The following is a 13,356-nucleotide window of genomic DNA, read 5'->3' as shown; positions in this document are numbered from 1 at the left end:
TTCTCCTCTTCTACACATTCCCCATAAATCTTTCCTCTGTAACATTTATTTTGGAATCTGCGTTCGTGAACTCCATGATATCTGTATTGGGATAACAAGAAACCGTCTGTTCTTCCCACGATGGATGCGGGCAACAGACGGTCTCTTTGGTTGAACTTGGTTGAACTTTTTAAATGTATTTTACTGTTTTTTTACTGTTGTAATGGATTGTTATTATAAAGTTGCTGTCACTTGACTTCATCACCACAACGGAGACACGCCTCTTACGACATCTCCGGTGAAACTACGGCTTTCCCTTGTTTATCCTGCATATTCAACTTCAATAAAGATAGTGCAGCTTGCTCTTCCCTTTCCAGTTCAGCAGGACTGATCTCACCAGAGAGTACGGCACGCATTCGCTTTTGATCCAGCAGACCTTCCCATTTTGCCACCACAAATGCTGCGACACAGTTGCCCATCAGGTTGGTGAAGACACGCATTGTATCCATGAATCGATCTGCACCAAGCAGCAGAGCAACCGCTGCTACCGGAAAAGCATTGACAGCCACTGCCGTTGCGGACAGGGCCAAGAATGCGGAGCCAGGTACTCCTGCCATGCCTTTGGAACTTAACATCAACACCAGTAAAATCGTAATTTGCTGCATCAATGTCAGTTCAATCCCTACAGCCTGAGCAACAAAAACTGTAGCCAAGGATAAATAGATCGAAGCGCCATCCAGATTAAACGAGTACCCCGTCGGCACCACAAGACCCACAACCGCACGATCACAACCCGCCTTGGTTAGTTTGTCCATCATGCGTGGCATCACCACTTCTGATGATCCGGTTCCAATCGCCAGCATCACTTCAGAACGGGTATATTTCACAAATTGCAGGAAATTTAGCCCGGTAATCCACCAGGCAACCAATGCCAACATGACCAAAAACAGCAGTGCTGCGCCGTAACAGGCCAGAATCAGCAGACCAAAGGACGACAATGTGGAAGCCCCATAAGCACCTACCGTGTAGGCCATGGCTCCAAATGCACCAATCGGCGCGAGTTTCATGATATAACCGATGATACGAAACACAATGCCGAGCAAGTTCTCAATCAGCGTCAGTACATTCTCTTTTGCCTTACTCTCTGTTGCTGCCAGGGCAACCCCGAACAGGCATGCCACGAGCAATACTTGCAGAAGTGCATTTTGTGCAAAGGCATCCACAACACTTGTCGGAATAATATTCATGATAAAGTCTACCGTATGCGGTAACTCGGAACCATTGGTTTTTGCTTCAATGCCGCTTGCATCTATGGTTGAAGGGTCCACGTTCATTCCGGCACCGGGGCGAAGCAGATTGGCTGTTCCCAATCCAAGTACCAGCGCCACTGTAGTTGCAATCTCGAACCACACGATGGCTTTCAGTCCGATGCGACCTACCGACTTCAGATCACCGATCTTGGCAATACCTGTCACAATCACCATGAAAATCAGTGGTGCGATGATCATCTTGATCAATTTGATGAAACCTGTTCCGAGCGGTTGCAGCAAGCTACCCAGATCCGGCCACAGGATGCCTACGCCAATCCCGATGATTACCGCTACAATAATTTGAAAAAATAATGATTTCATAAATGACATGAACGCTCCCCCTGTTTGCGGTCAATTCGGATTTCTGTTTGGTTCCCGTGTAACTTTTTATATCATTCTAAACGGGAGTTCAACAATGGAATTTCAATGTTTTTGTCATTTGTACCAACTCTATCGGTGAAAATTGAACCTGAAACCGAAAAAAGACGAATATCACGTCAGTTATCTTGACGTGATATTCGTCTTTATCCATAAATCTATTTATTATTGAACAGCGGTTAAATGTGCATCACAGGGTAATAGATTCTCCGGGGGCGAGCACACGGCCTTCCAACCCTTTTGCAGCCAGTTGTTGCACGAAGTGTTCCGCATCCTGACGAATTACCGGGAACGTATCATAATGAACCGGAATCGTCAGTTTGGCATTACACCATTCGGCCGCTTGCAGCGCATCCTCAGGTCCCATGGTGAAATGTCCACCAATCGGCAAGAAAGCTACATCAATATCATGACGATCACCGATCATTTTCATATCCCCGAAGAGACTTGTGTCTCCGGCATGCAAAATCGTTTTACCACCAATATTAATGATATATCCAGCAGGCAAACCTGCATACATGATCCGTTGTTCTTCTTCCAGCACAATCCCCGAAGTATGGAACGCCTGAATCATTTTGGCTTGAGCAAAATCAAGATCTACCGTTCCGCCCATGTTCATGCCGAGTGTATCCAGACCTTTCCAAGACATATATGTAGCCAATTCCACAATAGCCACAACTTTGGCGTTATTTGCTTTGGCAATCGGTTCAGCATCGAGGATGTGATCCATATGTGCATGTGTCAGCAACACAACATCGGTCTTAATATCTTCAGGCTTCGTGACGGCAAGCTCGTTGCCACGCAGGAAGGGATCAATGATCAGAGACTTTTCTTCTGTGCCCAGCTGTACACTGGAGTGACCGTGGAACGTAATATTCAACAACTTGGATTCCTCCCGACATATGTTTTGATTATTTTGAAAACCACTATTTATTATAAATCATAGCTCTTCACCAACGCAAAATTACGCTAGCCTCCGTCTCACCGCTGCTTACGATATACCCTTGCTTCATACGGCTGAAGCTGAATCGCGCCTTCATCGGTAGAATAACGTCTGCTTACATTGCTGATGATCAGCTTGGCATGCTCGGAATCCCAGCCTTCCGGCCAGTGCATCTCCGGTTCATGCCCACGAAAATTCAGAATGACCAACATCTGCTCATCATCCAGCGTTCGTGTATAGGCATAGATATCCGGATCATCCGGCAGTAACAGTTCATACGCCCCATAGATAAGCACTTTATGCTGTTTGCGAAGCACAATTAACTTACGGTAATAATGCAAAATGGATTGCGGATCACTTTCGGCATCAGCCACATTAATCTCAGGATAATTATCATTCACCTGAATCCACGGCTGACCCTGGGTAAACCCTGCATGTTCCGTCTCATCCCATTGCATCGGCGTGCGGGCATTATCGCGACTCTTCAGCCAGATCGCCTGCATGACTTCATGCTTCGACTTACCTTGACCAATGTAATGATTGTAATAATTTTTGGTCTCGATGTCCCGGTACTGCTCGATATCCGGGAAAGCGACATTGGTCATGCCAATCTCTTCCCCTTGATAGATGTAGGGGGTCCCTTCGAGTGTAAGCATCCATGTCGCCAGCATCTTAGCAGAACGTACCTGATATTTACCATCATCACCAAAACGGGAAACCGGACGTGGCTGATCATGGTTGCCCATATAATTGGCGTTCCAGCCTCTACCATGCAAAACCGTTTGCCACCGGCTCATGATTTCTTTGAGATCTGTCAATTTCCATTCCTTATAGTTCCATTTACCAATTCCGGAGGATTTAGCATCGATAAACATATGCTCAAACTGGAATACCATATTAAGCTCATCACGATCCGTCCCGACATAAGCCAAGGCCTGCTCAGGCCCAAGTCCCGAAGTCTCGCCAACTGTCATGGGTCCGTAGGGTTTCAGGATCATGTTATTCAGCTTCTTCAAGATCGAGTGTACCTGTTCCAGGTTGGAAAAGAGCTGATACGCTGGAACCACCGGCAGATTATCCGGATTGTGGGCACTTGGCAGACCCTCTGCCTTGGCGATATGCGCCACTGCATCGAAACGGAATCCGTCGACCCCTTTTTCCAGCCACCAATGCACCATCTCATACATCTCTTCAGCCATCTGTGCATTGTTCCAGTTGAGATCCGGTTGCTGTTCGGAATACAGATGCAGATAATATTCATTTGTCTCGGGATCATGCTTCCACACCGAACCCCCAAAATAGGACTCCCAATTATTCGGCACCTGCCCATTTTTGCCTGAACGCCAAATATAATAATCCCGCTTCGGATTCATCTTTGACGAACGCGATTCAGCAAACCACGCATGTTCATCTGACGTATGATTCAGCACCAGGTCCATCATGATCTTGAGACCACGCTTGTGTGCCTCTGCCAATAATCGATCAAAATCCTCCATCGTGCCATACTTGCGTAAAATGCCGTAGTAATCCCGGATATCATATCCGTTATCATGTCCTGGTGAATCGTAAATGGGACAGAGCCAGATCACATCCACGCCTAAATTCTCCAAATAATCGAGCTTTTCATAGATTCCCTGCAAGTCGCCATATCCATCCCCGTCCGAATCTTTAAAGCTGCTCGGGTAAATCTGGTATACCACACTCTCTTTCCACCAAACGATATCGCCCACCTCGCTCTCATCTTTGTCCACTATATAAATTGAACTAAAGAATATTTACACTGGACACTCCGATGACAGAACAACCTTCCGATCGCTGTTATCCCCAGATTTTATGAATTCCCCTTATAAGGGGAAAATCCGGGGATAGCGTATGCTTCCGATGCAGCTTTCTTTCAGAAAGCTTTTAGGCGAACTCTTTCGCTTCCTCAGGTTATTTCTGTCCTCTCCGTTTCGTGTAAAAGTTTAGTTCAATTTATATATATAATCTCTGCTCACGATATAAATAAGCCGTTAATATGTTTTATCCGAAATGATTCCCTTGTAAACATTTGAAAGGTATCTTATGCAAAAAGACCCGGTCATGGACCGCGATCTGCGGTTCAATTCCGAGTCCTTTTTTGTGAACATAAGACTAACTTAAATCCGGCGTATCCGATCCAGGCACCGATCGTGTTCAGAATAATGTCATCCACATCAAACGAACCTACACGTGTAATCAATTGTGTGACCTCGACACCCAGCAGAAGTAAAACAACTGTAGATGTAAATGTCAGGAACGAACGACACCTCCGAAACAACCATGGAATCCAGATACCCAGCGGAATAAACAATACGATATTGCCAAACAGGTTTTTGACCCAGGTATCTGTATTGTACCTCTCCCTCTCCATAAGAAGTGGACGAATCGTCTCGAAGGGTACGAGATTATATTGATAATACATGCTAGGTGTTCGTCCACTGACAAACAGTAAAATGCCCATAATCAGTAGGTAAAGGACTGCCATGCAAGTAACAATGGTCAGCATCCACTTGGAGTGGAGCCACGACTTTTCGCTCATTCATCTGTCCTCCGACCTTGAATTCCGCGAAGCGGTAAGGTCTATTTTAACGGGATATAGATCTTCATGTCCAGTTGTTCAGGGGTCGATTTCCAGACATCCGTCACTTCAAAGTCCGGCCCTTCCCTCCGTTCATAGTTCGACTGCGGCAGCCAGCTGCCATAGATCATTTTACGAATATCCTGCCCGGAGCCTTCCACGGTGAATTCTGCATACAAGCCGCCCGGAATTTCAATCGAAGTAAAACCGGGTTCAAGTACCTGCGATGTTCCACCGCTTTCTTCACCCACAATAAAAGAAAATGCTCCATCCTCTTCAAAATGACAGGCCACACCATAAGCCATATCAGGGCGTGTCCTCTCCGGGATTGCCATGAATTTCTGTTCCATGCCAAAATCGTGATAAAATCCGGGGATTTCAGCATAATGCTGATTGTCATTCAGGTTGGTCTTATATTCATAGCCGACAATCCAGTTCGGTGCCAATGTGACCAGACGGGGTGTGTTCATGTGGAAAGTTCCATCAAGCTGAGTTCGATAATCGTTAAAATCAATGCTCCGCTGCATCTTCAAAAATGACAACTGATCCACTTCCAACTTACGCAGCTTCGCGGGTGTCATTCCAAAGTAAGCTGAAAATGCACGTGTAAATGCCTCTTGAGATTGATAGCCAAAGCTCATCGCAATGTCCAATATGCCTTCCGATGTGCCCCGCAACATCGCAGCAGCCTCCGTTAATCTGCGTCTGCGCACGTATTCCAGTACTGTGAATCCCGTAATTGCCTGGAATAAACGCTGAAAATGAAACGCCGAAAAGCTCGCAGCAGCGGACGTCTCTCTGATATTAAAATCATCTTGCAAATGCTGCTCCAAATACTCAATAGCAAGCTGAATTCGTGTGTAATGATCCATAGTGACGGCTCCCCTATCTAATTCAAAATATCAAACGATTTCTTATGTAGTATGACTGAGATCCAGATCTTTTTTTTGATTTTGTGTGCGAACTTGTATGATGAAAAATACGCGAGTTTCGCTTATCTTCAAGTTGAATGACACTATGATACACTGTATGCCAAAATCCCCTTGTTCTACAAGGAGATGCTCTCTACGATGGTTGATTTACCAGCAGAGATGTCTCTTGTGAACAAGGGGACTTGTTAGTCTAACAATCTATTCTTAACCTTTCCAGTTCCCGGACACGGGATGAATACCCCAGATATCTGTCGCATACTCACTAATGGTACGATCACTGGAGAATATGCCGGAATGAGCCGTGTTTAATATCGCTTTCCGAGTCCAGCCCGGAATATCCCGATACGCCTGGTCAATCGCAGCATGCGCGTCTGCATAAGCAGCAAAATCACGCAATACAAAGTATTCATCACCATGGGCCAGTAAGGAGTCATAAATATCCCAGAACTCCCCGTCACGATAACAGAATGCACCTGGATGTACTAATTGCTCCACAACCTCGCGAATGCGTTCATCGTGCTGCACAATCTCATTCGGACGATAGCTACCCGAACGATAGTACTCAAGCACTTCGTCTGCACGCAGACCATAGATGAACATATTTTCTTCCCCGACCTGCTCCGCCATCTCCACGTTGGCTCCATCCATCGTGCCAATCGTTAAAGCACCGTTCATCATAAATTTCATGTTGCCCGTACCGGAAGCTTCCTTACCTGCGGTTGAGATCTGTTCACTAACATCCGCAGCGGGAATGATTTTCTCTGCGAGAGAGACGGAATAATTCTCGAGGAAAAATACCTTCAAGCGGTCATTCACGGCCGCATCCCGATTCACTGTGTCAGCCACGGTGTTGATCAGCTTAATAATTTTCTTGGCAAAATAATAACTCGGCGCTGCCTTGGCACCAAAGATGAACGTTCGTGGTACCATATCAAACGAAGCATCATTCTTAAGCCGGTTATACAGATGCATGACATGCAGAATGTTCAACAGCTGACGTTTATACCCGTGCAGCCTCTTCACCTGTACATCAAAGATGGAATCCGGATTCACTGCTGTCCCGGTATGGTCCAGAATATACGCAGCAAGCCGCTCTTTGTTATCCCGCTTAATCAAACGGAACTGCTCCTGAAATGATGTATTATCCGCAAAGCCAGCCAACTGCTCCAGCTTGCCCGGCTCTGTTATCCAATCGTTACCGATTGTATCCGTAATCAGATCCGACAGTTTCGGATTGGCATGCATCAACCAGCGGCGATGGGTGATACCATTCGTTTTGTTATTGAAACGCTCTGGATACAGTTCATAGAAGGGAGCCATCTCACGCTCTTTCAAAATCTCGGTATGCAAAGCAGCAACACCATTCACGCTATGACTGCCTACAATCGCCAGATGTGCCATCCGTACCTGATCGTTTGCAACAATCGCCAGATGCCCTATGCGATCCTGATCTCCTGGATACCGGTCCAGCAGCATGCCACAGAAGCGTTTGTTGATCTCTTCAATGATCATGTAGATTCGTGGCAGCAGCCTGCTGATCATGGATACAGGCCACTTCTCAAGCGCCTCACTAAGCGTTGTATGATTGGTATACGATACAGTACGGGTTGTGATATCCCATGCTTCATCCCAGCCATACCCCTTCACATCAATCAGGATGCGCATCAGTTCTGGAATAACCAAGGTTGGATGCGTGTCATTAATGTGGAAGGCCACTTTATCAGGCAACCGATCATACGGTAGCTCCAGCTTGTTGAACGTACGCAAGGCACTCTGTACACCTGCCGAGCACATGAAGTATTGCTGCTTCAATCGCAGCAGCTTTCCTTCATACTGGGAATCATCTGGATATAGAAACTCCGAGATTGATTCAACCGAACGGCTATAATCCAGATAACCGTAATAGTTCGAAGGGGTGTCGAGTGAAGTCTCGCGCTTTGGCTCGGCACTCCAGAGTCGCAATGTATTTACATGGGTCTGACCATAACCGATGACAGGCACGTCATAGGGAATGGCGATAACCGATTCGGCATCTTTTGTAACAAACTGATATTCTCCATCCTGCTCATGAGCTTCTACCCGGCCCCAGAACTGTACTTCCACCTTTTTGTCTGGACGGCGGACTTCCCATTCATTGCCCTTATCCAGCCAATTGTCGGGTAACTCGACCTGATTACCATTGATGATTTTTTGCTCAAACAAACCGTATTTATATCGAATCCCGCAACCATGTCCTGCATATCGGAGTGAAGCGAGTGAATCCAGGAAACAGGCAGCGAGTCGTCCCAGACCTCCGTTACCGAGTCCTGCATCCGCCTCCTGCTCTTCCACCTCTTCCAAGGAGAAACCCAGATCAGCTAAACTATCACGGACCAATTCCAATTCATTTACATTCAGCAGATTGTTGCCGAGCAGACGTCCAATCAGGAATTCCAGCGAGAAGTAATAGACCTGTTTATCCTGGCGCTGCTTGAACCCCTGATTCGACGCTGCCCAATCCTGGCCTGCATATTCACGAATCATGCTTCCCAGTACATGGTACACGTCTTCCTGTGTTGCTTCTTCAATCGGTTTGCCCAATTTGCTGACCAGATTCCGTGTAAATATGCTCTTGAACGTTTCCTTGTTGTCAAACAAAAGTAGGTTCCTCCCGGGGAAATCCTGCAGGATGGTGGCGATTCATACAAATCGAACTAAATTATATTTACACTGGCCACTTCGATGACAGAATAACCTTCCGATCGCTGTTATCCCCAGATTTTTTTGATTCCCTTTTTGAAATGGGAAAATCCGGGGATAAAGGCGAGCGCTACGCTTCTTCAGGTCATTTCTGTCCTCTCCGTTTTGTGTAATTATTCAAGTTGAATTTATATAATACAGGATAAAATTTGAAACCAGCATATGCTTTCGAAGCAGCTTTCTTGCAGAAAGCTTTTAGGCGACCGCTACGCTTCAGAATCGATTTCGTTCCCTTCACTACGTTTGCATGCTGGTGAGAACTTTCGAAGATGCAATTCATTCGTCGAAAGTGTATGAACCTTAAATCCATCCTACAGGATTTTTATTTTATATATATTTATAGAAGATATCGGTTACGTGTGGGCATTAGATAATAGTACTTTTCGCTAAAATGTATGGATTCGACGGGTCACCGATCAGCGTCTGTCCTCCGGTGAGCTTCACGTCTTTATCGAGAATGACGTTCTCAAGTACGGTTCCTTCACCAATGTAGCATTTTTGCATGATGATTGAACCCTTAATTTTGGCACCTTTAGCCACCTGTACGCCCCGGAATAAAATGCTGTCTTCCACCTCTCCAGCTACAATGCAGCCATTCGCGAGAAGTGAATGTTTAACATCGGCGGTATCCAGATATTTGGCAGGTGCTTCGTATTTAATTTTGGTCTGGATCGGATCTTCCTTGAACAGCTGTTCATATTGCCCTGTGTTCAGCAGATCCATACTGTTGCGGTAATAACTGTCAATGGAATTGATGACTGCGTGATAGCCATCATATGCATACGCAGCGATATTCAATCCATCCGGATTTTTTTGAATCACATCCCGAAAGAAATGGCTCTCGCCATGATCAATGCAGCGCTGCACCTGGCGCAGGAACAATTCCTTTTCCATAATGAAAATTTCTGTATATATATTCGCGTGATTAGCGCTTTGGTGAATGTCCACCACGTTACCGTCCCCGTCATGATCAACTTTGACACAGGCGTCATGCTCAGGCAGCAGCTGATCCACTTTTTTGCAGACCAGTGTAACGTCCGCTCCTTTACTGATGTGATACCTGTAGACATCCTGGAGGTCTGCTTTGGTCACATGGCGACTGCCCGCATGCACTACATATTGCCCTGCACCTCTGCGGAAGAAGTCCAGATTGTTATGGAAATGCTGCAAGTCCCCCTGTGATGTATCTGTTGGGTCGTTCCAGTCCGGCGGTAAAATAAACATGCCCCCATGCTTACGATCCAAATCCCAAGGCTTGCCGTCACCGAGATGGTCCATCAGCGAGCGATACTTACGACGGACAAATACCCCTATGCTCTCAATTCCGGCATTCATCATATTAGATAGAACAAAATCGATCAGACGGTAACGCCCGGCATAAGGCACCGCGGCTCCGCAGCGAAAGTACGTCAATTCCTTCAATTCCTCAAGTTCATGGTCAAGGTTAATAACTCCGATCAATGATTTCATCGCATGCACCGTCCTTTTGGCTTCAATTAGGCCTTGCTGGTTATTCCTTGGCGAAGCTGACGCTCCAGTTCTTCCTGATCGACGAGTAATATATCACTCTCATCTCCCGGTGCGGGCGAAATCTGTGTTCCATCCGGAATAACCAATCCTTCTGCAATGATTGCTCGGTGAATACGCACATTTTGCCCGATCTTCACCCTTGGCATGATGACAGAATCTATAACGGCGCTGTTCTCCCCAACCTCAATTCCGTAGAACAGAACGGAATGATTGACCTCTCCATGCACCACACTGCCTTCACTAATAATACAATTCCGCACTTTGGCCGAAGGCGAGATGTATTGTGCAGGTTGGTTCGGATTACGTGTGAAAATACGCCAGTCCGGGTCATTCAAATTAAACGGGGTATCTTCGTCCAACAAATCCATATTCGACTCCCACAGACTGCGAATGGTACCTACATCTTTCCAATACCCTTCGAACGGATATGCGTATAAGGATTTTTCATTTTCAAGCAATAACGGAATGATATCTTTACCAAAATCATAGGAGGTGGATGCCTGTTGTTCATCCTGGATCAGGAAACGTTTCAGTACATCCCACTTGAAGAGATAGATACCCATGGAAGCAAGTGTGCTCTTGGGCTCAGGAGGTTTTTCTTCGAATTCATAGATGCTATAGTCATCGTTGGTATTCAGCACACCGAACCGGCTGGCTTCTTCCAAGGAGACATCAATGACCGATATGGTGCAATCCGCATCTTTTTCTTTGTGATATTGGAGCATTTTTTCGTAGTCCATCTTATAGATATGATCCCCTGACAGAATGAGCACATGCTCAGGATCGAATTGTTCAATAAAGTTCAGGTTGCGGAAGATCGCATCCGCTGTACCCCGGTACCAGTTGCTACCGTCTTCACGTTCATGCGGAGGAAGTACGTATACCCCGCCGTTTTTCCGATCCAGATCCCAGTCACTGCCAATGCCAATATAGGAATGTAAGACAAGTGGTTCATATTGAGTTAATACACCCACTGTATCAATACCAGAATTAGAGCAGTTACTCAACGGAAAATCAATGATTCGGTACGTGCCCCCAAAATATACAGCCGGCTTAGCCAGTGATTTGGTCAATCCTTTTAACCTCTTACCTTGCCCTCCGGCAAGTAGCATCGCTACAACTTCTTTTTTCGCCATCATTACAGCCTCCTCCACGTGCATTCGTTCTGATTCATTTCAGAGCCCATAATCGATATTCTGTTGTGTGGACACTGTTGTCATGATTAGGAGCATGCTGTACAGATGTGTAACTGGATGAATCTTATTGCAGTTGAACTTCTTGGATTGTAAAGCCTGAAATAGAGATGATGCTGGTGTAGAATTGCCTTGACTGTCTTACAGAGGTGAATGTTAGATGCAGAACTTCAGGTGTAGCTCGTGAACAATGAAATAGACTACTCCTATTTACATTAAACACGAAACGGACTGGGGAATCTTACTGGAAAACATCGACATCAAGTTGCGGGTAAGATCACCCTTTCTCGTGCCGCTGTTATTCATATTATATTCGATAATAGAGAAACAAAATCCTTTAGTTTTTGTACAATCATTAAATGGGAAAATAAGTAAAAAGTATGAGTTCACATGACAAAAAAGCCGACTTTCCATCCCGGCTCATTTTGTCTGTTATTTTTTGGACCCTGCTTGGTTCATGATCCTCTAGCTTCAACAAGATTGTACTTTGATGTATCCGTTTCTGAAACAGTCTATATAATTTTGCGGAACAACTCCATCACTTCATCCTTGGACGGTTGATAGGGATTGCCTGGTGCACAGGCATCTTTCATCGCGTTATCCGCAAGAAGTTCCACATCGGGATCTTTTACACCCAATTCAGACAGTTTCTCAGGAATGCCTACTTCCTTCGATAGCTGACGTATGGCCTCAATGACGTAATTGGAACACTCCTCATCACTTCTACCCTTCACATTCATACCAATTGCCTTAGCGATATGACGGAATTTGCCGGGTACATGCTTGGCGTTTAACTCTTCCACATAGGGGAGTAACATTGCGTTACAGACACCGTGCGGCAGATCATATACGCCACCCAGTTGATGCGCCATCGCATGGACATAACCCAGGCCCGCATTATTAAAAGCAATCCCGCCAAGGAAACACGCATACGTCATATGTTCCCGCGCTTCCAGATCACTGCCGTCTCTCACGGCTCTAGGCAAATATTCAAAGATCAATTCAACAGCTGCTGCAGCTGTCGCACTTGTCACTGTAAATCCACCCGGTGTAACCATCGCTTCTACGGCATGGGTCAAGGCATCCATTCCTGTAGCCGCTGTGAGACTTGCAGGTTTGCTGAGCATCAGCTCCGGATCATTAACCGACAGCGAGACCAGACTGTTGCGGTCTACCATAACCATCTTCACTTTACGTTCCTCATCTGTAATCACGTAGTTAATTGTCACCTCGCTCGATGTGCCCGCTGTTGTGTTAAAAGCCACAAGTGGTACGGACTTATGTTTCGATTGATGCAGTCCTTCATATTCACGGATATGCCCACCGTTCGTAGCTACAATACCAATCCCTTTGGCAGCATCCTGCGGTGAACCTCCGCCTATCGATATAATGGCGTCACAGCCATGATCCTGGAATACTTGAAGTCCATCATGTACATTCTGACATGTTGGATTAGGCTGAACCTCATCATATACAACATATTCTAACCCTGATTTTCTTAGTATAGACAGTACCTGTTCAGCAACGCCTGAAGTAATCAATTGACGATCACTTACAACCAGCGCCTTGCGGATACCCATCTGTTCAATCATCTGACCTGCTTCCTGTAAACAGCCTCTACCCATCAAGTTCACGGGCGGAACATAATATGCATGTGTTGCCATTTGAACCAGCCTCCTGTAACCCCTGATTTACTATCTCCATTGTAACTGAATCCGTTTTCAGATATAGTGAAATAAATCACAATGAGTCC

The 13,356-nt window shown here is 45.8% G+C and carries 9 protein-coding genes; all 9 read right to left on the bottom strand.

The window, feature by feature from the left end:
- Nucleotides 1-263: 263 nt before the first annotated feature.
- The gene (gene dctA, locus NST33_RS12410; RefSeq protein ID WP_339308022.1) at nt 264-1,619 is read right to left on the bottom strand and encodes a C4-dicarboxylate transporter DctA; all 1,356 of its coding nucleotides are present in this window, start codon (nt 1,617-1,619) and stop codon (nt 264-266) included.
- Nucleotides 1,620-1,857: 238 nt separating this feature from the next.
- Nucleotides 1,858-2,550 (bottom strand): metal-dependent hydrolase, encoded by a 693-nt coding sequence (locus tag NST33_RS12405; RefSeq protein ID WP_339308020.1) that lies wholly within the window; start codon nt 2,548-2,550, stop codon nt 1,858-1,860.
- A 98-nt stretch (nt 2,551-2,648) separates the two neighbouring features.
- A complete protein-coding gene (locus tag NST33_RS12400) occupies nt 2,649-4,340 on the bottom strand; it encodes an alpha-glucosidase (protein WP_339308676.1) in 1,692 nt (563 codons plus the stop codon).
- A gap of 371 nt (nt 4,341-4,711) precedes the next feature.
- The gene (locus tag NST33_RS12395) at nt 4,712-5,170 is read right to left on the bottom strand and encodes a VanZ family protein (protein WP_339184440.1); all 459 of its coding nucleotides are present in this window, start codon (nt 5,168-5,170) and stop codon (nt 4,712-4,714) included.
- Between the two features lie 41 nt (nt 5,171-5,211).
- Nucleotides 5,212-6,081, bottom strand: coding sequence for an effector binding domain-containing protein (locus NST33_RS12390; protein WP_339308018.1), 870 nt, complete (start codon nt 6,079-6,081; stop codon nt 5,212-5,214).
- A gap of 264 nt (nt 6,082-6,345) precedes the next feature.
- On the bottom strand, nt 6,346-8,778 hold the full coding sequence (locus NST33_RS12385; protein ID WP_339184434.1) for a glycogen/starch/alpha-glucan phosphorylase: 2,433 nt from the start codon (nt 8,776-8,778) through the stop codon (nt 6,346-6,348).
- A gap of 468 nt (nt 8,779-9,246) precedes the next feature.
- Nucleotides 9,247-10,350, bottom strand: a complete 1,104-nt coding sequence (glgD, locus tag NST33_RS12380; RefSeq protein ID WP_221824932.1) for a glucose-1-phosphate adenylyltransferase subunit GlgD — start codon at nt 10,348-10,350, stop codon at nt 9,247-9,249.
- A gap of 26 nt (nt 10,351-10,376) precedes the next feature.
- Entirely contained in the window at nt 10,377-11,546 is a 1,170-nt protein-coding gene (locus tag NST33_RS12375) for a glucose-1-phosphate adenylyltransferase (RefSeq protein WP_076217121.1), read from the bottom strand.
- Between the two features lie 569 nt (nt 11,547-12,115).
- The gene (locus tag NST33_RS12370; RefSeq protein ID WP_221824933.1) at nt 12,116-13,267 is read right to left on the bottom strand and encodes an iron-containing alcohol dehydrogenase; all 1,152 of its coding nucleotides are present in this window, start codon (nt 13,265-13,267) and stop codon (nt 12,116-12,118) included.
- Nucleotides 13,268-13,356: the final 89 nt, after the last annotated feature.

The sequence above is a fragment of the Paenibacillus sp. FSL L8-0435 genome (genome assembly GCF_037965655.1).
Classification (GTDB): domain Bacteria; phylum Bacillota; class Bacilli; order Paenibacillales; family Paenibacillaceae; genus Paenibacillus.
This window is presented reverse-complemented; position numbering and strand designations above follow the sequence as displayed.

Excerpts from the sequence above, each read along its gene's own strand:
- NST33_RS12370 (WP_221824933.1), bottom strand. The coding sequence starts at position 13,267 with ATGGCAACACATGCATATTATGTTCCGCCCGTGAACTTGATGGGTAGA.
- glgD (WP_221824932.1), bottom strand. The coding sequence starts at position 10,350 with ATGAAATCATTGATCGGAGTTATTAACCTTGACCATGAACTTGAGGAA.
- NST33_RS12390 (WP_339308018.1), bottom strand. The coding sequence starts at position 6,081 with ATGGATCATTACACACGAATTCAGCTTGCTATTGAGTATTTGGAGCAG.
- dctA (WP_339308022.1), bottom strand. The coding sequence starts at position 1,619 with ATGTCATTTATGAAATCATTATTTTTTCAAATTATTGTAGCGGTAATC.
- NST33_RS12375 (WP_076217121.1), bottom strand. The coding sequence starts at position 11,546 with ATGGCGAAAAAAGAAGTTGTAGCGATGCTACTTGCCGGAGGGCAAGGT.
- NST33_RS12395 (WP_339184440.1), bottom strand. The coding sequence starts at position 5,170 with ATGAGCGAAAAGTCGTGGCTCCACTCCAAGTGGATGCTGACCATTGTT.